This window comes from Mycobacterium deserti, assembly GCF_025345615.1.
GTDB classification, from domain to species: domain Bacteria; phylum Actinomycetota; class Actinomycetes; order Mycobacteriales; family Mycobacteriaceae; genus Mycobacterium; species Mycobacterium deserti.
Genome location: NZ_JAODWD010000004.1, coordinates 366,693 through 387,564, shown reverse-complemented (window position 1 = coordinate 387,564; position 20,872 = coordinate 366,693). Strand labels below are relative to the sequence as shown.

Here is a 20,872-nt window from a genome sequence, read left to right as displayed (position 1 = left end):
AGCAACTCCTCGTGGAGCTGTTGGCTCACGCGTCTTTGACCACCGTGCGTTGCCGGCCGAGGTCGAGGGCCCCGTCGTCGGTGGCTATTGCAAGTTCGACGACGTCACCGTGCTTCAGGTACTTGGGGTTTCGGGCCTGTTTTTTGAAGAAGACCTTCCACTTCAGCTCAGGTGGCAGCAGGGCGCCGATCTTCTCGACGGGTTTGGGCGGCGCGCTCAACGCAGTACCCACCGGCGTTCCGGTCAGGACGAGATCGCCGGCTTGCAGGTGCTGGAAGCGGGCCAGTGCCTGGAGTGTGTGTAGCGGTGGGTAGATCATGTCGGCGACGGTCATGTTTTGGCGGGGTTCGCCGTTGACCCACAGTTGCAGGCGCAGGTCGGTGAAGCGTCGCAGTTCCTCGGCGTCGATGAGAACCAACCGCGGTCCGACCGGAGTGAACGTCGGGTACGACTTGCCCTCGAAGAACTGGGTTTTCGACAGTTGGACGTCGCGCGCGGAGACGTCGTTGGTGATCACCAGGCCGGTGATGTACTCAGCCAGATTGGCCTGGGTGAGGGACGATCCGACGGGCATGTCGCGACCAATGACCAGGCCGACTTCCACTTCGTAGTCGAGCAGGGTGACGTGGCTGGGCTTGATGATGTCGTCGAATGGTCCGCTGATCGAACCGGAGGTCTTGCGGAAGAAGGTGAGCGGCACGGTTTTCGGGTTCATGTTGGCATCGACGACGTGGGAGACGAAGTTCGTCATCTGTGCCACGACCCGGCATGGCGCGGTGATCGGCGACAGTAGATGTAGCTCGTCGACGGGCACGGTGTGGCCGCGCGCCGCGGCATCGCTGATGGCGGTGCGCTCGGCCAGGAGCTGCGCGGTCGTCTGCGCGTTGGTGTCGACTTTGGCGGCGCCGGTGGGGGTCAGTACCCACCAGGCTTCGGCGGTTCTCATGATGGACACGGTCACGAGGTGGCAACTTTCATTAGGCCGCGCAGGCGGGTGAGGTCGAATTCGTTGTCGTTGCGGATGGCTGTGACGATGGACTTGAGTTCATCGAGGGCTTCGCGCCCCGGCGCGATGCCCAGGAAGTCCTTGGTGGCCGGGGGGCCCCATTGCGCGAGGCCGGAGGCGGCCATCGGCGCCCAGCCCGGTTCCAGTGTGTCGTCGAACATGTCGCCATCGCTGAAGTGCTCGACCAGGAAGCCGTCGGTGTCGCGCCAGTAGTCGAAGATCTGACTGCCCTGGATGTGACGGCCGATGCCCCACGAATGTTGGTAGCCGCGGTCTTTGAGGTACTCCCCGCCTGCTGCCATGGCGTCGAGGTCGCAGACTTGGTAGGCCGAGTGCACGTACCGGTTGCGCGGGCCCAGGGCCATCGCCAGGGAATGGTGGTCGGCGGGTGATTGCCCGCGGTCGCAGCGGATGAAGCTCATGACGGGGCCACGCTCGCGCTGCCCGGCGTAGTAGAGGAAGTCGCTGACGATCAGCCCGAGGTGATCGAGATACCAGTTCAACGCTTCTTGGAATTTGGTCGTTTGGAGCACCACGTGGCCGAGCCGCTCAACCGTAGCCGGCGTCTGTGGTGGGCGCTGCGTCGCGTTCGTGCGGTGAAGTTTGCCGCCGAAGTTGAAGGTGTGCGGGGTCTGGGTGGGCAGCGCTGAGAGCTGGTGCATACCCGAAGCCACCCGAACCGGCAATCCACTGGGATCAGTGAGTTCGACGGCGATACCGCCCAAAGTTTCCGGCAAAGGCTGAGTGCGGGTACCGGTCGCCTTCGCCAGCGTGACCACGTCCGCCGCGTCCTGGGCGGCGAATGTTGCGCCGACGAACCTTGAACGATTAGACCGCCGGATGAGGACACACGGCGCTCCGACGCCGGTGCCGCGCAGATGCAGCTCATCGCGGGTCTGCAGGGTGATGCCGAAGCCGAAGTCGTGGGCGAAGGTCGCCGCCCGCGTCAGATCGGGCTTCTCGAACTCCAGCCACGCCAGGTCGTGCACTTTGATGATCGGATTCTTCGAACGACCCGAATGTTCGCCAGGCAGGGCCCCCTGGTCGAAATGCATATCACTGTGGGCATCCGCATGCGTGGTAAACACTGACACCTCCTCCACCTGCAGTGACGAAATCGTCACATACGAGCTGATGATCAGTCAAGTCTGCTGAGGAAATCCTCACTAATGAAGAATTGTGTTAGAGGGCATTCGGGGGTCGTATTTTACGCGGCCGAGCTCATCGCCGGGTGGCGTCGTCCCGTTGACCTGCACTGGAGATCTGCGCGCAGACCGGTGATTGACTGACGCTGTAGTCGCATGTGACGATTTCCTCACTTGCTGATCGGTGTGTGCCGTGCGATGCCGGGTCGCGTGAGGACGAGAGGTCGTGGTCATGTCCAGCGAAATAAGCGTGTACGACGTCGTCATCGTCGGCTTCGGCCCCTCTGGGGCGGCCGCGGCTAACGCTGCGGGGGGCCTCGGCCTGCACACTTTGGTCATCGAGCGCGATCTCGCCATTTTTGAGCGCCAGCGGGCGATCGCCCTAGACGACGAGGCATTGCGGGTGATTCGCGGGCTCGGTCTCTACGACGAGGTCACCGCCCACATGCACTTGGGTGTGACGGCCAGGTTCGTCGGGCTGGACGGAAAACCGTTTCTGGCTACCCCGGCGGAGCCGACTGCATACACCGGGCATTCGCTGACCAACTTCTTTCACCAGCCGTCACTGGAGCGCGCCCTGCGGGACGGCCTGAAGCGCTATGCCGCGGTCGAGATCAAAGCGGGCTGGACCGCTCAGTTCGTCGACCAGGACTCCGATGGGGTGACACTTCGGTTGGGCAACGACGATGGTGATCGACGGGACGTGCGAGCGCAGTACGTGCTGGCGTGTGACGGTGGTAGCAGTTCTCTGCGAAAGCAATTAGGCGTCGCTTTCGCCGGGACGTCGTACGCGGAGCAGTGGATAGACGTGCAGGCGCTCGTCAAGCGTCCCCTGCACCGCGATCCGCATTTCGACTTCGTCTGTTCGCCCGATCGCCCGGGTGTGCGGTGCCCGTGCCCCGGTGGTTATTACCGATGGGAGTGGAGGGTCAACCCGGGCGAGGACGCCGAAGCCATGCTCGACGAGGACAACGTGTGGAAGTTGCTCGCCGAAGAGGGGGTCACCCCCGATGACGTCGACATCGCCCGCACCTGGTCGTACACGTTCCACGTCCGGAAGGCCCAGCAGTGGCGGGTGGGGCGGGTGCTCCTACTCGGCGATGCCGCCCACGTCATGCCACCCTTTGCCGGTCAGGGCATATCGGGTGCATTCCGCGACGCAGCGAACGTCGTCTGGAAACTCGAGGCCGTGGTGCGTGGCCGAGCCAGCGACGACCTGCTCGACACCTATCAGACCGAACGCGAACCTCACCACGACGCGATGACCCACCGCGCCGTGACCTTCGGCCGCATCGTCATGACATCGAATCACACCATAGCCCGGTTGCGCGACAGAGCGTTTCGTGCCGCCACGAAGATTCCGGGAGTCATGGCAGCGCTCCTACGCCGCTTCGGCGCGCCGACGCCTCTGGGGCCAGGATGCCTGCGCGCGCGGGACGGCGGAACGCACTGGTCGGATACCTGATCGCACCATCGCGGGTTGCCTTACCCGGAACTCACATGACCTCCATCGACGAGGCCCTCGGGCCGGGGTGGGCCATCCTCGGGCTCGACGAGGACCCGCGAACGGCGATGTCAGCGGCCGCCATGGATGCGTGGGAGCGCTATGGGGCGCGATTCTTCACGATTCGGCCCGGTACCTCCGTTGTCGAACGTGACGAACTCGGCGATCCAACGGGCCAGCTGTGGGACGTCATGTGCTCCCACGGCGTGAAGTTTGTGGTTGTCCGGCCCGACCGCTACGTGTACGCCGCCACTGCTGACGCACACGCTATCGGCATGCCCTTGTTAGCCGCCGCAGCCACGCGCCCCGGGGGCGTCCCGAGGTCCACATAGATCGATGACTCGCGAACCGAACCGAAGTTCTGATCGCTGACCACGATTTGACCGTTCTACCTCGCGCTGCTCACCGCGAGCATGAGCGAGCACGACCTGGGCGGGCTACCGGGACCCGGCGAGGTATCTCTCCCCTCGGTCAACACCCGGTAGCTCTCGTGACCCGGCGATCACTCAGCATCGCCGCTCGGATGCGCAGGTGACTGTCGGGGCCTGGCGCCGAGATAAGGCCCTCCCAGTGCCCTGAGTCGGCTGTGCCGCCAACCCCCGACCGCCTGCCGCCTCAAGCCAACCGTTCCGTGCCGTGGATTGGCTTTGCTGACGGCATTAGGAAATACATATCTTTCCGATGTTTGCTAATTCGACGACAAAATCATCCATAAGCCAGGTTATGGGGCCCTCGAGTAGCAAAGAACTTTGCTTAACTCGCGCGCCGATGTAACGATTGGCATCCCGCAGATCTGATCATGATCGCGCAAACAAGATCACCTTGTAACCCTCCTGAAATGGGGTTATTTTGTTTGCGCAGAAGTTAATTTTGCAGTCTCACTAATTGCACGCCACCGCCCCGGCTCGGCGCGGTACACGCACGAAACTCTCAGCAAGCGGGGGTTCCAGAAATGGGATATAGCAAACACATCGGACGCGTCGGCGCTTTAGCTGTGGCACTGGGAATCGGGTGCGCTATTGCACCGCCGGCCGGCATCGCCTTCGCCGAGACGACGGACGCGTCCGCTCCGTCCGCGGATGGCGATTCGGACACGGCCTCGGTCGACTCCGTCGGCGCCGCCGCGAACGCTCCCGCGGGTCCCGCAAGCGAACACACTGATGTGGGTGAACCCACAGACGTCGGAGGCAACCCCGCAGCGGATCCTGCACCGCAGCCGTCGTCATCCCCGTCGGCTCAGACAGTCGAGGTCGCACCCGGAGTCGTGGTGTCGAACTCGGGCGGAGCTCAGACCTCGACCGACGACGAAGAGGAACTCGAAGACACAGACTCCTCGCCGGGACCGGCCGACGACGACGCGGTGCCCGACACGGACGGCCGCGACCAGGTCGACCAGGACATCCCGTCCTCCATCGATTCTCCGGCGACGCAGACAAGCGCACAGACCGTAGAGGCCGTGGGGGCCGACACCGCCGAGGTCGTCGTCCCCGCGATTGAAATAGACAAGCCTTCCGAGACGGCCAGCGTCGTGCTGAGCGCACCCAACCCGTCGCGAGCGAGCACACAGCCGATCGCGGCAACGCCCGTCACGACGATCAACGCGATGCTGCAAGCCGTTCTGACGCCGATCCTGTCGCGGGTCTTCGACGCGCTGCCCGGCGGCCCGGACAGCTCGCCCCTCGGCTGGGCGCTGCTGGCCGTAGCCCGCCGCCAGGTCGGGGTCGACGCGCCAAGCCTCACGCTGGCGACGGAATCGGCGCCCGCGCTCTTGAGCCTTGCCGCCGCCGCCGACAGTCCGCCGGACGTCGAGGTCGTCCTCGGCAAACCCGTCGTCGCGACGGGCGCCGTCTCCGGCCAAGTCGTCGCCGTCGATCCTGAAGGCGGCACGCCCACCTACGCCGTGACCACGCCTCCGAACGGCGGAGCACTGGTATTCAACAACAGCACAGGCAAATTCACCTACACGCCAACCATTTCCCAGCGCATCGCAGCTGCGCTCACCGGCAACGCCACCATCGCCATGACCGTCACCGTGTCCGACGGCGCCAACAGCGTGGCCACCGTCGTCAACATTCCGGTCAGCGCGTACCCGCTCAACAGAGCGGCAGTAATCGGCGGCGTCGGCGGCGCACATGCCATAGCCATCAGTGGCACTCGTGCCTACGTCACCAATAAGGCAGCGGGCACCGTCACGGTGATCGACACGGTCACCAACGCCGTGATCCGTACCATCGCGGTCGGAGCCGCGCCCGACGGCATCGCCGTCAAGCACGACGGAACGCGAATCTATGTCTCCAGCTTGGAAGGCAACACCGTCAAGGTCGTGAACACCACGACTGGCGCCGTCGTGAAAACTCTCTCGATCGCGACGCCGAGCGCCGTCACCATCCACCCCAATGGAACCGTCCTCTACGTCACCAGCCTGGACGCAGGCACGTTGCGCAAAATCAACCTGACCTACTGGACCACAGCCACCGTCAAACTGCCGACGGGAGCGCGACCGACCGACATCGTCATCAGCCCCGACCGCACCAAGCTGTATGTCATCAGCGGTACCGCCGCCGGTGGCGGTACGGTGGCGCTTGTCGGCAGTTCGTCCTCGGCGGTGATCGCGACATTCTCCAGCACACCAACGTCTTTGGCGATCAGCGGCGACAGCAAGCGGCTGTACGTCGCCTCGGCGGACGGCACGGTCAAGGTCGTCGACGCCGCCACGCGGGCCGTCCTCGCCACCCACACCGTCGGAGGTGTGCCCGCAAGCGTCACGGTGAGCCGTGACGGCAGTGCGTTGTTCGTCACCGATGCCCGGGGAGCGGTCAGGGCGCTGGACACGACAACCGGGGCAGTGCTCGGCTCGTTCGCGACCCGGACCCCAACAGCGACGCCCTCGACTGCTCCGCGAGCCGTCCAGAGCGCAGACGGTACAAAGCTATACGTCACCGACTCAGCCTCCGGTGCGGTGCACGTCGTCTCGCTACCGCCAACCAACAGCGCACCGCAGGTCGGCCCCCCGAACCTCAGTGCCCCCATACCGACGACAGGTGTGGTCACGGGGAAGGTCCAGGGGACCGACCCCGACAACGGCGACGTGCTCAAGTACTCAGTGGCGACGGGCCCGAAGAAGGGCACCCTCAGCGTCAGAGCGGACGGCACCTTCACCTACACCCCGACCGCCGCGGCCCGGCACGCGGCAGCGAAGGTCGGCGCGCTCACCGACGTCACCGCAGACACGTTCTCCGTGACCGTGACCGACCTCAAGGGCGCGACGGCCATCGCCCAGGTCACCGTTAATATCCTGCCCGCCAACAAGACTCCCGTCGTCTCGGCGACTGTGGGCACACCCAACACCACGACCGGCGTCGTCACCGGCAAGGTCAGCGCCACCGACGGCAACAACGATGTCCGCACCTACACCGCGGCCGCGTCCCCGCTGAAGGGAACAGTCGTCGTCAACACCGCCACCGGGGCGTTCACCTACACGCCGACCGCGACCGCACGCCACCAAGCCGCCAAACTCGGCGCACCCGCAGATGCCAAGGTCGACACATTCAGCGTCACCGTCGACGACGGGCACGGCGGGGTCGTGGTCAAGACGGTCACGGTGAGCATCAGGCCCAGTAACTCGATACCCAGCACGCCGACCATCGGCTCCTCCACCAACACCGCCACCGGAACGGTAACGGGCACAGTAAAATTCGCCGATATCGACAACGACACGCTGACCTACAAGGCGACGGCGGCGGCGAAGGGCACGCTCACGATGCAGCCCGACGGTTCGTTCAGCTACACACCGACGGCGCCCGCGCGTCAGGCCGCCGCGGCGCCCGGGGCCACCACCGCAACCAAGACCGACACCGTCAAGGTCACGGTCACCGACGGATACGGCGGCACCGCGACGATGACGCTGACGCTGACCGTCGCACCGGCGATGCCCGCGAACAGCGGGTACCAGGCCGCCAATCCGACACTCGCGATCGGAACCGTCACCGGCAAGATCACGGCGGTCAACCCCGCCACCGGCGTGTCCTACACCGTGGCAGCGGGGCCGGCCAAGGGCCTGGTGAAAGTCGACGCGGCCGCCGGGACATTCGTCTACGTGCCGAATGTCGACGCCCGGTACGCCGCCGCGGCCACCGCGGGTGTCGACACCGACATGTTCACCGTCAGTGTCACCGATGCTCTGGGAGTGAAGACCTCGGTGACGGTCACGGTCGAGGTGGCCCCGCCGCTGACGTCGGCCATGGACCAGCGCTCCACCACCATCGCGGTCACGGCACAGGAGATGTACTTCTTCACCCAGGCCGAGACCGACAAGGCCCTCGATCTGCTGAAGGCGGCCGGCGTCACCAACATCAGGATCCTGGTGCCGTGGATGGGCGTCGAAGCCTTCGACGACTGGTGGTCATGGGGTGCGGTCGACCGGACGGTCAACGGCGCCGCCGCACGGAACATCGAAGTGCTCGCGGTGCTGAACTCACCGCCGATCTGGGCTTCGGTGCCCAACGTTCCGATACTCACCGGCCGGCCGGCCAACCCGGCCGAGTTCGCCGAGTACGCCGGGATGGTCGCGACGCGATACGCCGGCAAGGTCTCGGCCTACGAGATCTGGAACGAGCCGAACTACGTCGGGTTCTGGGCTCCGGGCCCCAACGCCGCGCAGTACACCGAGATCCTCAAGGCCGCGTACCCGGTAATCAAAGCCGCTGACCCGAATGCGGTCGTGATCGCAGGCTCGGTCGCTTCGGTCATCGATTGGCTCAACCTCACCGCCAACCCGGTCCGGTTCGTCAAGGAGATGTACGCCGCGGGCGCGGCAGGCTACTTCGACGCGTTGTCGTTCCATCCGTACCTGTACAGCCTGCAGTTCTCGAAGGGCGGCAGCACCATCAACGCGCCACTGTGGCAGGCCAAGGAGATCTACAAGCTGATGGTGGCCAACGGCGACGGGAACAAGAAGATCTGGGCGACCGAATACGGTCAACCCTCGCACCTGGTGTCGGAGGACAGTCAGGCCGCATTCATCGGTGACTTCCTGCGGACCTGGCGGAACCTCGCGTTCGCCGGACCGGCATTCATACAAACCATCAAGGACAACACCGAGTCCGACGTCAACGCCGCCAATATGGGACTGCTGCGCGCGGACTGGAGCGCCAAGCCTGCGATGGGCATGGTCACGACGATCATCCTGGAGAACGTGCGGTTGCGCACCTAGGAACACCGTTCATCGATCGGTCCAGTGAACGGCTTCGCCGTCGTTGCGAACTCTCACAGAACCCGGACGCTGAGCGCGGTGCCGTTGTTGCCGGGATTGGCGTCGGCGCCGGGTCCGCTGATCGACGCGTGAATGGTCCCGTTACCCGGCCCGGTGAACCTGACGATCACCGCCGGACTGGTCGTTTGACCTTTCGCGAGTTTGCCTCCCGTGCAGCGCAATGCCGCCGTCTCACCCCCAGAGGGGGCGCGGGGTGCGCACGCGAAGCCAGCCGCCGTCCAGCCCCCGGCTCCAGCGCTCTGATCGGACAGCGTCGCCACGCCCGAGGTGCTGACGTCGACCGTGATGCCGGTGGCGTCCCCGCCGGGATTGCGGATTGCCACGAGATAGGCGGGCGCCTGACTCTGCACCGTCGTCCATTGCTGCTCTGCCTTGCCCCTGATGTTCTCCAGCGCAAGATCGGTGGCGCTGGCCGCGGTCGCGGGATCGGCGCAAACGGTGTTCGAGGGCCCCGAAACCCTTTCGAGCCCGGCGAGTTCAGCGACACCGCCGTCGGTGCTCAACCCCCATGATTGGACGGAGGCACACAGCGGCACTCCCGACGGCAGGTTGCCGACCTGCTGGGTGACGACGCGGTTCCTGCCGGGAGCGCCGCCGCCGGGCAGCGGGGCATGGTCGAGGACCACTCGGTCCGGATTGTCGCGTTCTCGCACGGTGATCGTGAAGCCGCTCTCCTCCTCGCTCAGGTCCTGGAACGCGACGTAGGCTTGCGTGCCTTCCAACCGCAGGCTCTGAAGCTTCGGCGCGGGAAGCGACTGGGCCGCGGCCGGGCTGACGCCGACGGCAACGACGAGAACGGTTGCAGCTGCGGCAGCGATGCCGAACCGCACCGCGGGTGGATGAGTCATGCCGGGCTCCTGTCGGATTGGGTGTTGTCGGGTGTCAGCGGGCGGTTACGCCGGAGGCGGCAAGATGCCGTCGCCGCGGTACGGATCGCCGATCTCTTCGATGCGCAGAGTGCCGCCCCATGAGGCCAGCCTTCCGGTATTGCAGCCGCCGGTGACGCCCTCGGCCTGTACGCCGATGTTGTGCTGGCCGGGGCCCAACGGAATCTCGTGGCCACCGTCGCTTTGACCGGGTGCGACGACGTTGCTGCCCCACTCGTTTCCGTCGACGAAGATGTGGGCGATGATGGCCGAGCAGTGGTCGGAGCTGGCGCTGAAATCGACTTTGACGGTGGGGGTTCGGGGGTCGATCGGTGGCGCGGACGATATGCCGGGACACAGTTGTCCCTCCGGCTGGGTGCAGTTGGCCACCCCGACGGGCTGCACGATCGGAAACGGTGGCCGTGCGTGAACGGGGCCGGCCCACGCGAGTGCCGCAGCTGCGGTCGCTGCCGCGACCACGGTGCGGGTGATCGAGATGGAGGCGGTAGCAGTCGTCATCGTTTCTCCTCAGCTCATCGCAACCCTTTGCCTAGCCCGTCGGATCGGAGCCGACCCAGACTTCTTCGCCGTCGCGCATCCCATCGCCGTCGGTGTCCGGGTTGTCCGGATCGGTCCCGTACACCTCTGTTTCGTCACTGTCGAACAGTTGGTCACCGTCCCGGTCGGGGCGCTCTTCGGTCGGCGGGGGCTTCTTTCCGATCGACTTGGTCGGTCTCGGCGCGAGGTTGCTCACCAACGGATCGGTGCCAGTAGCGATTTCGAACGTGTCGCTCTCCCCGTCGCCGTCGGTGTTGGGATTGTTCGGATCGGTTCGATGTCGAAATACCTCGTCCGCATCGTTCGTCCCGTCCCGGTCACTGTCCGCGCTGTCCGGATTCGTCTTGTACTGGTTGATCTCGACGTGGTTGACGATCCCGTCCCCGTCGGCGTCACCGCGATCGAGGGGCGCGCCGGAGGCATAGGGCGCCAAGACCACCATCGATACACAGGCCGCCAGCCCCACCGTCGAAGACTTCTTGAGTCTGCTCATCGGATTCTCGCTCCCCTCACCAGTTCCGCACTGCGGCGGTGAATCGACGGTAAGCAGCGACTCGATGATTTGAATTAGGGATTCCCCTATGGTTTGACGACCCGTGATTCGGAGCGGTTCAGGGCTATGCCGCGATGACCGCCCGTAGGCTTGGCGCCATGCGACGTATCGGCATCATCGCCGCGGTTCTGCTCTGCGCCCTTTTCTGCGTCGGCTGCGGGTGGAGCCCGCCGTCGGCGTCACCGACGACGTCGGTCGCCTGCACCCCGGCCGACGGTCCGACTGCGGATGCGATCTCCGATGAGATCAATCGGTTGCCGGCCGGACAGTGGCGGGAGGCGTCGCGCGGTCACGCGGCCGACTGCCGTCTGCACTGGGTGGTGGTCGCCGGGGGAGATGCTTCCGACAGTCCCCAGCAGGTGTTGTTCTTCGACCGCAGCACGCCGATCGGCACGCCGACGCCCGAGCCGCGGCCGTACATCACCGTGACGCCCACGGGCAACGACAACGCCACCGTTCAGTACCAGTGGCGCCAGGGTCAGGAGCCGGCGTGCTGTCCGACGGGTATCGGCCAGGCGCGCTTCTCGATCGAGGACGGCAAACTCAAGGCGCTTGACCCGATCCCGAACTCGTAATCACACGTCGCGAAACTGCTGCGGCCGACGCTACTTCGGCCCGATGGTGCCCGCGCTGGTCGCGTCTTTCTCTTCGTGCTCATCGGCGTCAGGAATGTTCTCCGGGTGCAGCATCTCCGCGTAACGCAGCTGCTCGGGGATGCCGAAACCGTCGACCAACATCTCGGCGTACGGACGCAGGTTGCGACACCGCTCGTTGATGCCCCGGGTGACGGCCTTGGCGCGCTCGGTGGACAGGAAACGGTGCTCCATGAACCATGCCCGATCCTTTTCGATCACCGACAGCGCGTACAGGTCGCACACCATGTTCAGGATCTTGCGGGCCTCCTCGTCCTCGCACGAGTCGATACCGGCGACGAACGCCTCCAGAATGATTCGCTCGATGTGCGTCCGCGCGGTGTGCAGCACGTGATCCTGTACGGAGTTGAACGCGTCGAACGCGCTCATCTCCTTGGACTTGCCCTGCAGGCGCCGTGCCACCGTGGCCAGCATGTACTGCTCGCGATCCTCGAACATCTGGACCTGGGTGCCGCGGTTGAACAGGCTGCCTTCCTCTTCGTTGTCCTGTCGGGTGTCGAGGATGGTCTGCATGATCGTCTCGGCCGCAGTGCGTTTGAGCACCCGCTCGCCGGCGAAGTTCGCGGCGAACCGCACCCATTCAACCGGACTCATGCCCTTGATGTCGTCGGCGTAGGCGGTCAGCAGCTCTTTGGCCACCAGCTGAGTCAAGACGTGATTGTCACCCTCGAAGGTGGTGAACACATCGGTGTCGGCTTTCAGCGCAATCAGGCGGTTCTCGGCGAGATAGCCTGCGCCGCCGCATGCTTCACGCGCCTCCTGAATCGCGGCGGTGGCGTGCCAGGTGTTGGCCGCCTTGAGGCCCGCGGCGCGGGATTCCAACTCCCGCTGCTCTTCTGGATCGGGTTCCTCGGCGGTCTGCAGTTCGTGGCACTTGGCCACCAACTCGTTCTGCGCGAACTGCAACGCATACGACTTCGCGATCAGCGGAAGCAGTCGGCGCTGATGGACCAGATAATCCATCAGCAGGACCTCTTTGTCGTCACCCGGCGCCTCGAACTGTCTGCGCTTCAGCGCATACCGTGTCGCGATATCGAGCCCGACGCGCGCGGCGGCGCCCGCGCTGCCGCCGACCGTCACGCGGCCCCGGATCAGCGTGCCGAGCATGGTGAAAAACCGGCGGCCCGGATTCTCGATCGGTGACGAGTAGGTGCCGTCCTCGGCCACATCGGCGTACTTGTTGAGCAGGTTCTCCCGCGGGACGCGGACCTTGTCGAACTGGATGCGGCCGTTGTCCACACCTGGCAGCCCACCTTTGTAATGGCAGTCCGAGGTGGTCACGCCCGGCAGGTCGTTGCCCTCGTCGTCGCGGATCGGCACGACGAAGCAGTGCACGCCGTGACCCTCGCCCTGCGTGATCAGCTGTGCGAAAACAGCGGCCACGCGGGCGGTTTCAGCGGCGCCGCCGATGTAGTCCTTGCGCGACGTGGGGGTGGGGGAGTCAATGACGAACTCCTGCGTGTCCGGATCGTAGGTCGCAGTCGTCTCCAGCGCCTGCACGTCGCTGCCATGACCGGTCTCGGTCATGGCAAAGCAGCCCAGCAGATCGAGGTCGATGATCTTCTGGACGTACGCCTCATGGTGGCGTTCGGTGCCGAGGTTCTCGACCGCCCCGCCGAACAGGCCCCACTGCACACCTGCCTTGACCATCAACGACAGGTCGGACATCGCGAGCATCTCGATCTGAGTGATGGCAGCGCCGACGTCACCGTTGCCGCCGTACTCCTTCTTGAAGCCGTCCTCGGCGGCGCCTTGTGCCGCCATGATCCTCATCTGCTCGCCCACCTTCGTGCGGGCGATCACAGTGTTGGGCGTGTAGTGCGGACGGAAGATCTCGCTGGAGAGTTCGTTCCGCATTCTGTTCTTCACGTCGCGCCAGCGACCGTCGAGCGTGTTGCGTAGGTGCTCCGCAGTGGTGGTCATACCTCGACGGTAGCCCGGGATCAGGCCAGGCAAACTGTGATGTCGCAAACCCAGGTGATCCTGAGTAGATCCGTCACAACTGGTAGGCGTTCAATCGAGCCATGACGCAGGGTGATCGCCCCAGGGAACTCCGAACGTGGCGACCGCATGAGTTCGACCACCGGCACGGTGACGTGAGCGGGGGCTGGTTGCGGGCGGCGACGTTCGGCGCCATGGACGGTTTGGTGTCAAACACCGCGCTGATCGCCGGGGTGGGCGCGGTCGCCAACGCGCACACCGTGATTCTCAGCGGTTTCGCAGGCCTGGTGGCCGGAGCCTTCTCGATGGCGCTCGGCGAGTTCACGTCGGTGCGGACCGCCAACGAGCAGATCGAATCCGAGGTGGGCGTCGAGCGGCGAGCGTTCCGGAGGCATCCGCAGGCCGAACGCGCTGAGCTCACCGACATGCTCACCGACATGGGCATGACGCAGGAGACGGCGGCGCGGGCCACCGACGAGATCCATCGTGACGAGAACCGGGCGATCAACTTCCACCTCGTCCAGGAGATCGGCGTCGACCCGCGCGAGAAGCCGTCGCCCTATGTGGCGGCGATCTCATCGTTCGTCACATTCGCTCTCGGCGCGGTCACCCCGCTGATCCCCTATCTGATCGGTCTCGAGAGTCTGTGGCTGGGCCTGCTGTTCGGCGCGCTGGGCCTTGTGGTGGCAGGGGCGCTGGCGGCACGTTTCACCAGGAAACCGCTGTGGTTCGCGTCGATGCGGCAGCTGACGCTCGGAGCGGTGGCCGTCGCCGCCACCTACGTGGTCGGCATGCTCGTCGGCACTGTGACAACCTAGGGCCATGCTGCGCGGCGCCGTTCTGGCGTGCTGTCTGGTGCTCGGCGCCTGTGCCACGGCCGAGACGCCCCCGCCCGACGGGCCGACGTATCTGGGCCAGCAGCGTCTGACGCCCGGGGAGACGTTCGATGGGACGGCGGTCGGCGGCCTGTCGGGCATCAGCTACGACCCGGGTAGCAGGCTGTACTACATCGTCAGCGACGACCGTTCCGCCAAGAATCCCGCCAGGTTCTACACGGCGCGCATCACGCTGTCGGACAACGGCATCGACGGCGTTGAGTTCGTCTCGACGCACCCGTGGCGCAACGTGGACGGCAGACCGTTTGCGCCGCTCGACACCGCGACGCGGCCGCCGGTGGTGCCGCCTGACCCCGAGGGCATCGCGTTCGACGGCGGGCGGCAGCGCCTGTACTGGTCCAGTGAGGGCGAGCGGGAGGGTGAGGCGTTGCTCGATCCGTGGGTGCGCATCGCCACGCTCGACGGTGCATACGTCGGAGAATTCGCATTGCCGCCGTCGCTGCACGTGTCGGCAGGTCAGGCGGGCCCCCGGCAGAACCGCGCACTGGAGGGACTCGCGTTGACGCCCAGCGGGCGGTACCTGTGGGTGGCGATGGAAGGCCCCGGCTCGCCCGACGGACCGCTGCCAACCGAAGCGGACGGCGCCCTCACCCGCGTCACCCAGCTCGACGTCGAAACTCGTTCGGCAACAGCGCAATACGCCTACCCAGTCGACCGCGTGAGCGCCGGACCCGACGGCGACAACGGCCTGACGGATTTGGTGGCACTTGACGACCAGACGTTCCTGACCGTCGAACGCGGCTACGGCACGCACGTCGCGGCGCGCCTCTACCGGGTGAGCGTCGGCGATGCCGAGGACGTGCTGGCGCGGCCGTCGCTGGCCGGGGCGAGGCCCATGACCAAGACCTTGCTCGCCGATCTGACGGCGACTGTCGAGAAGTTGGACAACATCGAGGGCATCACCCTGGGACCGCAGTTGCCCGACGGGCGTCAGTCGCTGCTGTTGGTCAGCGACGACAACTTCTCGCCGCAGCAGGTCACCCAGTTCGTGGCGTTCGCGCTCTAGCTGTCGCTGCCGACGGTGATTGCCTCGGCCTCGGCGATCTCGTCGAGCTCCTCGTCGGCGTCGATGCCGCGCAGGTGCGGCCACGTCAGCGCCAGTACACCGGCGCCGAGCAGCACGGCCGTTGCCCCGACCCAGTACGGCATGTGCATGTTGACCTGCTCTCCGAGCACGCCGGCCAGCCACGGCGCTAGGGCAGCCCCGGAAAAGCGCACGAAGCTGTACGCCGCGGAGGCGACCCCGCGTTCGACCGGCGCCGCCTTCATCACGGTCTCGGTGATCAGCGTGTTGTTGATACCGATGAACAGACCCGCGACGACGATGCACGTCGCCAGCACGCCCTTGTTCTGCGTCTCGACGGCCATCACCGCCAGCGTCGCGGTCATCGCCAGCAGGTTGACCAGCAGCGTTGGGACGGTCCCGAAGCGGAGCTGTAATCGCGGTGCGACGACGACCGACGTGAAGGCCAGCGCGACGCTCCAGCCGAAAAAGATGAGTCCGATCTCGCGGGCGCCCATGTCGAGTGGGAAGGGGGTGAACGCCAGCAAGGTGAAGAAGCCGAAGTTGTACAGCAGCGCGGTGACCGCGACACCGAGCAGGCCGCGGTGGCGCAGTGCGCGGAACGGGTCGGCCAATGTGGTTGCGCGCGCGGCGCGCGGAGTGGATGGGAGCAGGAACACCGTGACGACGAGTGCGAGGGCCATGAGTGCCGAGACGCCGAAGAACGGCCCGCGCCAGGAGATCTCACCGAGGAGTCCGCCGACGAGGGGGCCGACGGCGATGCCCAACCCCAGTGCGGCCTCGTAGAGGATGATCGCCTGTGCGACCGAGCCGCGCGCGCTGTTGACGATGGTCGCCAGCGCGGTCGCAATGAACAACGCGTTGCCCAGGCCCCAGAGTGCCCGCCAACCAACGATTTCGGAGATGGTGTCGGACATTCCGGCCAGCCCCGCGCCGGCGATGATCACCGCCAGGCCCAGTAACAGGGTCCGCTTGGGCCCGATGCGGCTCGCGACGACGCCGGTGATCAGCATGGCCACACCCATCACCGCCATGTAACTGGTGAACAGCAGCGACACCTGCGACGCAGACGCGTCGAGGTTCTCGGCGATGGGCTTGAGGATCGGATCGACCAGGCCGATGCCCATGAACGCCACAACACACGCGAAAGCAACGGCCCAAACGGCTTTGGGTTGACGCCACATAAGGGCGATGACTCCTTACGTCGTTATTTGCTGGTGGATTTGGGGACGGCGGCATCGGCGAGCAGTCGGCGCAGTACCAGGACCGCCTCACCGAGCGTCTCGCGGTCGGCGGCATCCAGCCGCTCCAGATACGGGTCGATGGCCGCACCGCGGTCCAATCGGACTTGCCGCAGTGTCTCGACGCCCTTCGAAGTGATGCGGATCAACACCGCGCGTGCATCGCCGGGATCGGTGGTGCGCGATACGAGGCCCGCGTCCTCGAGCCGACGGACCTGGGTGGTCATGGTCGGCTGCGAGCAGTGGTCGAGCGCGGCCAGGTCGGAGATGCGCGTCGCGCCCTCGTCCTCGATGGTCGACAGCAGCCGAGCCTGAGCGAAGCCGAGCGGCATCCGCGCCCGCTGGGTGGCCAGTCGATTGATCCGGGCGACGACGGACAGTAGGTCGGCGCCGAGCGTCTGAGACATGCGCCCATGGTTACATAGGTTCACTATGTAGATCAACTGGGGCCGGGCGCAGTCGCCGGTCACGGCGTCGCCGTGCAGGCGCTTATCCCGCGACTGGCAGAATCGTGCAATGACCGCGACCGGGGGCCAGACTCGACGATCCGGTCGTCTGCGTCCCGGAGAACTCGCGCAGGCCTCGGTGATGGCGGCGCTGTGTGCGGCCACCGCGATCATTGCCGTCGTCGTTCCGTTCGCTGCGGCGCTGTCGCTGCTGGGCACCGTCCCGATGGGCCTGCTGGCATACCGCTACCGGCTGCGGGTGCTGATCACCGCGACCGTGGCGGGCGGGATCATCGCGTTCCTGATCGCCGGCATGGGTGGGTTCATGACCGTCATCAACTGCGCTTACATCGGCGGTCTGACCGGCATCGTCAAGCGCCGCGGCCGGGGCACCCCGACGGTGATCCTGGCGTCGCTGGTGGCGGGCGCGCTGTTCGGGGTGGCCGTCGTGGCGGCGCTGACCGTCCTGGCCCGGTTGCGCCATCTGATCTTCGAGTCGGTGACCGCCAACATCGACGGTGTCGCCGCCGTACTCGCCCGCTTCCCCGACATGCAAGGCGCCGCCGACCGGCTCAAGAGCGATTTTGCCACCGCGCTGGAGTACTGGCCGTACGTGTTCTTCGGGTCCTCGATATTGTCCATTGCCTTCGTCAGCCTGGTCGGCTGGTGGGCGCTGTCGCGTGTGCTGGGCAGGCTGCTCGGCGTGCCCGACGTGCACAAGCTTGAGTCCTCGGCCGACTCTGCGCCGGTCGCTCCCGTTCCGACAACGTTGCACGACGTCCGGTTCCGCTATCCCACCGCCGACCACGACGCGCTCGGCCCGGTGTCCATGACCGTCGAACCCGGCGAGCACCTGGCCGTCACCGGCGCCAACGGATCCGGGAAGACGACGCTGATGCTGGTGTTGGCCGGGCGTGAGCCGACCGCGGGCTCGGTCCAGCGGCCCGGTGCCGTCGGATTGGGCAAGCCGGGCGGCACGGCGGTGATCATGCAGCATCCGGAGAGTCAGGTCCTCGGCACCCGCGTCGCCGACGACGTGGTCTGGGGACTACCGCCGGGCATGAGCACCGACGTGCACCGACTGCTCGCGGAGGTCGGCCTCGACGGGATGGCCGAACGCGACACCGGCGGCCTGTCCGGCGGCGAATTGCAGCGCCTTGCCGTGGCCGCCGCGCTGTCGCGCGAACCGTCGCTGCTGATCGCCGACGAGGTGACAAGCATGGTCGACCAGGATGGCCGCGACGGCCTGATGGCGGTGCTGTCCGGGTTGACCGAGCACCATCAGATGTCGCTCGTGCACATCACCCACTACAACGACGAAGCGGACAGCGCCGACCGCACCGTCAATCTCAGCGGGAACGGCGGTGCCGCCGACAACACGGAGATGGTGGAGACGGCGGCGGCGCCGAAGGCGACGGTCAACTCCAGTCACCGCGGCCACGCGCCGGTACTCGAGCTGACCGATGTCAGCCACGAGTACGGCAGCGGAACACCCTGGGCCACAACGGCACTGCGTGATATCACGTTCACGGTGAACGAGGGCGACGGGCTGCTGATCCACGGCCTGAACGGTTCGGGCAAGTCGACGCTGGCCTGGATCATGGCCGGCCTGGCCGAGCCGACGTCGGGCACCTGCCTGCTCGACGGGGCGCCGGTTTCCGATCAGGTGGGGGCGGTCGCCCTGTCGTTCCAGGCGGCGCGTCTGCAGTTGATGCGCAGCCGCGTCGATCTGGAAATCGCCTCAGCGGCGGGCTTTTCGTACCGCGACCGCGACCGGGTGGTCGACGCGCTGGCCATGGTCGGCCTGGATGGGGGGCTGGCCAAGCGGCGCATCGACCAGCTCAGCGGAGGGCAGATGCGGCGCGTTGTGCTCGCCGGTCTGCTGGCACGCGCGCCGCGCGCGATCATCCTCGACGAGCCGTTGGCCGGTCTCGATGCGGCCAGTCAGCGTGGGCTGCTGCGGCTGTTGGAGGAACTGCGACGCGACGCCGGCCTGACCGTCGTCGTCATCTCCCACGACTTCTCGGGCCTCGACGATCTGTGTCCGCGCACACTGCATCTGGAGAACGGCGTGTTGATGCCGGCGTCGACGGCGGCGGGAGGCATGGCATGAGCTCACAAGCCGGTGCTCAGCGCGCGCGCGGGACCCGACAGCAGCGCAGGCCCGTGGTGCTGCTGCGGCCCGTGCCCGGCGACAGCGTCGTGCACCGACTGTGGGCGGGCACCAAACTGCTTGTGGTGGCGGCCATCGGCGTGCTGCTGACCTTCTACCCGGGGTGGGTTCCCATCGGCGCGGTCGGCGTGCTGGTGCTGGTGGCCGCCAGATTGGCCCGCGTGCCGCGTGGTGCGTTGCCGTCCGTTCCGGGTTGGTTGATCTTCCTCGTCTTTCTCGGCGGCCTGACCGCGACGTTCGCCGGCGGTAGTCCCGTCATCGACCTGGGGTCTGTCGAGGTCGGTCTCGGGGGATTGTTGAACTTCCTGCGAATCACGACGTTGTCGATCGTGTTGCTCGGGCTCGGCGCGATGGTGTCGTGGACGACGAATGTCGCCGAAATCGCCCCGGCCGTCGCGACTTTGGGCAGGCCGCTGCGGCCCTTGCGCATCCCGGTCGACGAGTGGGCGGTGTCGCTGGCGCTGGCGCTGCGGGCGTTCCCAATGCTGATCGACGAGTTCCGGGTTCTCTACGCCGCGCGCAGGCTGCGCCCCAAAGAGGTGCTGACGTCGCGGCGCGCACGGCGGCGACGGTGGTTGATCGAAGTGATCGACCTGCTGGCGGCCGCCATCACGGTGGCGCTGCGACGCGCCGACGAGATGGGCGACGCGATCACCGCACGTGGTGGTGCGGGTCAGATCTCAGCGGCGCCGTCGCGGCCCAAAGCCATTGACGGGTGGGCGTTTCTGCTCGTGCTCGTGGTGTGTGGTGTCGCCCTCGCGTTGGAGCTGACGGTGTTGGGCACCAGCGCCGTCACGCGCTGAGCTTGCGCTGAGAGGCGCGGACTTCGCTGATGTCGTTGCGGCTCATGTAGCCGATGAGTTGCGCGCGGGAACGAACTCCGAGTTTGCGGTAGATGCGGGTGAGGTTCACCTCGACGGTCTTGGTGCTGACGAACAGTTGCGCGGCGATCTCGCGATTTGTCATGCCGGAGGAGGTCAGTTCGGCAACCAGTTGCTCTGTCGGCGTGATCCCGTCGGGATTGCGAACCACATCGGCCCGGTTCAGCTCCGCTCGGGCGCGTTCGGCCCACGGCTGCACGTCGACCTCCTCGAAGGAGGCAACCGCGTCGGCCAATACCGCCGCCGCGGCGGTGTTTCGGCGGCGACGCCGCAGCAGCTGCCCGAGCAGTAGCTGCGCGCGGCCCCGCTCGAAGGGCATCACGATGGTCCGGTGCATGGCCACCGAATGCTGTGCCGCGGCCAGCGCGGCGTCGAGGCGTCCCTGATGCGCCAGTATGGTCGCCCGGCACCGCGCGCAGATCGCCGCCGTCCACGCCGGCTGTGTTTCGTCTCCCTCCAAGAGTTCCACGAGCCGGTGCGCGTCCGTGGTGCGTCCCAAAGCGATCAGCGCGTCGACGGCATCGACGATCAGACATGCGACAACGGTGTGCGTCACGTCGTCGTCCCCGGCTGCCGTCGCCACAAGAATTGCCCGCACGAGGGCGGTTCCCTGCGTGTCCACGGCGCTTGCGCGATCCATAGGCGGGTCGGACATCACGGGGGCGGGCATCAGATTCTCCTCGTTCGGCGTGTCGGTCCGCTTCCTGACCGGC

17 protein-coding genes are annotated in these 20,872 nt (G+C 66.3%); 8 read left to right on the top strand and 9 right to left on the bottom strand.

All coding sequences use genetic code 11. The annotated features are described in order from the left end of the window. Positions 1–25: 25 nt before the first annotated feature. Positions 26–961 carry a fumarylacetoacetate hydrolase family protein gene (locus N4S67_RS18180; RefSeq protein WP_260994395.1) on the bottom strand — a complete coding sequence of 312 codons (936 nt, stop codon included), beginning with the start codon at positions 959–961 and terminating at the stop codon, positions 26–28. Beyond that, a complete protein-coding gene (locus tag N4S67_RS18175) occupies positions 958–2,061 on the bottom strand; it encodes a VOC family protein (RefSeq protein WP_260994719.1) in 1,104 nt (367 codons plus the stop codon). Before N4S67_RS18175 ends, N4S67_RS18180 begins: the two co-directional genes overlap by 4 nt. 322 nt (positions 2,062–2,383) lie before the next feature. Here N4S67_RS18175 and N4S67_RS18170 point away from each other — a divergent pair, with 322 nt between their 5' ends. The 3 genes from N4S67_RS18170 (at position 2,384) to N4S67_RS18160 (ending at position 8,867) form a co-directional block, all read left to right on the top strand. After that, a complete protein-coding gene (locus N4S67_RS18170; protein WP_260994394.1) occupies positions 2,384–3,616 on the top strand; it encodes an FAD-dependent monooxygenase in 1,233 nt (410 codons plus the stop codon). A gap of 35 nt (positions 3,617–3,651) precedes the next feature. Continuing rightward, positions 3,652–3,987, top strand: coding sequence for a hypothetical protein (locus tag N4S67_RS18165; protein ID WP_260994393.1), 336 nt, complete (start codon positions 3,652–3,654; stop codon positions 3,985–3,987). A 620-nt stretch (positions 3,988–4,607) separates the two neighbouring features. Next, on the top strand, positions 4,608–8,867 hold the full coding sequence (locus N4S67_RS18160; RefSeq protein ID WP_260994392.1) for an Ig-like domain-containing protein: 4,260 nt from the start codon (positions 4,608–4,610) through the stop codon (positions 8,865–8,867). Positions 8,868–8,920: 53 nt separating this feature from the next. Here the strand turns inward: N4S67_RS18160 and N4S67_RS18155 are convergent, their stop codons facing one another. The 3 genes from N4S67_RS18155 to N4S67_RS18145 are packed head-to-tail and all read right to left on the bottom strand — an operon-like array spanning position 8,921 to position 10,844. Next, a complete protein-coding gene (locus tag N4S67_RS18155; protein WP_260994391.1) occupies positions 8,921–9,775 on the bottom strand; it encodes a hypothetical protein in 855 nt (284 codons plus the stop codon). A 45-nt stretch (positions 9,776–9,820) separates the two neighbouring features. Beyond that, positions 9,821–10,312 carry a hypothetical protein gene (locus N4S67_RS18150; protein WP_260994390.1) on the bottom strand — a complete coding sequence of 164 codons (492 nt, stop codon included), beginning with the start codon at positions 10,310–10,312 and terminating at the stop codon, positions 9,821–9,823. A gap of 31 nt (positions 10,313–10,343) precedes the next feature. Beyond that, entirely contained in the window at positions 10,344–10,844 is a 501-nt protein-coding gene (locus N4S67_RS18145) for a binary toxin-like calcium binding domain-containing protein (protein WP_260994389.1), read from the bottom strand. 158 nt (positions 10,845–11,002) lie between these two features. On the opposite strand from N4S67_RS18145, the gene N4S67_RS18140 reads away from it, so the two are divergent. Further along, positions 11,003–11,479: an LppP/LprE family lipoprotein gene (locus tag N4S67_RS18140; protein WP_260994388.1), complete on the top strand. Its 477-nt coding sequence runs from the start codon at positions 11,003–11,005 to the stop codon at positions 11,477–11,479. A 30-nt stretch (positions 11,480–11,509) separates the two neighbouring features. On the opposite strand, the gene N4S67_RS18135 is transcribed toward N4S67_RS18140, so the two are convergent. Next, complete coding sequence (locus N4S67_RS18135; protein ID WP_260994387.1) at positions 11,510–13,480, bottom strand: acyl-CoA dehydrogenase family protein; 1,971 nt, start codon at positions 13,478–13,480, stop codon at positions 11,510–11,512. Between the two features lie 101 nt (positions 13,481–13,581). Between N4S67_RS18135 and N4S67_RS18130 the strand changes: the two genes are divergently transcribed. Both N4S67_RS18130 and N4S67_RS18125 read left to right on the top strand, forming a co-directional pair. After that, a complete protein-coding gene (locus N4S67_RS18130; protein ID WP_260994386.1) occupies positions 13,582–14,316 on the top strand; it encodes a VIT1/CCC1 transporter family protein in 735 nt (244 codons plus the stop codon). Between the two features lie 4 nt (positions 14,317–14,320). Beyond that, a complete protein-coding gene (locus N4S67_RS18125) occupies positions 14,321–15,400 on the top strand; it encodes an esterase-like activity of phytase family protein (protein ID WP_260994385.1) in 1,080 nt (359 codons plus the stop codon). Here N4S67_RS18125 and N4S67_RS18120 read toward each other — a convergent pair. Together N4S67_RS18120 and N4S67_RS18115 are read right to left on the bottom strand one after the other, a co-directional pair. Beyond that, positions 15,397–16,602, bottom strand: a complete 1,206-nt coding sequence (locus N4S67_RS18120; protein WP_260994384.1) for an MFS transporter — start codon at positions 16,600–16,602, stop codon at positions 15,397–15,399. The two genes, N4S67_RS18125 and N4S67_RS18120, sit on opposite strands and share 4 nt — an antisense overlap. Positions 16,603–16,625: 23 nt before the next feature. Then, the gene (locus N4S67_RS18115; protein WP_260994383.1) at positions 16,626–17,066 is read right to left on the bottom strand and encodes a MarR family winged helix-turn-helix transcriptional regulator; all 441 of its coding nucleotides are present in this window, start codon (positions 17,064–17,066) and stop codon (positions 16,626–16,628) included. 109 nt (positions 17,067–17,175) lie between these two features. Between N4S67_RS18115 and N4S67_RS18110 the strand changes: the two genes are divergently transcribed. Next, positions 17,176–19,218, top strand: a complete 2,043-nt coding sequence (locus N4S67_RS18110) for an ABC transporter ATP-binding protein (protein ID WP_260994382.1) — start codon at positions 17,176–17,178, stop codon at positions 19,216–19,218. After that, positions 19,215–20,081: an energy-coupling factor transporter transmembrane component T family protein gene (locus tag N4S67_RS18105; protein ID WP_260994381.1), complete on the top strand. Its 867-nt coding sequence runs from the start codon at positions 19,215–19,217 to the stop codon at positions 20,079–20,081. The genes N4S67_RS18110 and N4S67_RS18105 overlap by 4 nt, the downstream gene beginning before the upstream one ends. Here the strand turns inward: N4S67_RS18105 and N4S67_RS18100 are convergent. Continuing rightward, positions 20,071–20,829 (bottom strand): helix-turn-helix transcriptional regulator, encoded by a 759-nt coding sequence (locus N4S67_RS18100; RefSeq protein ID WP_260994380.1) that lies wholly within the window; start codon positions 20,827–20,829, stop codon positions 20,071–20,073. The genes N4S67_RS18105 and N4S67_RS18100 overlap by 11 nt on opposite strands. Between the last annotated feature and the right edge of the window lie 43 nt (positions 20,830–20,872).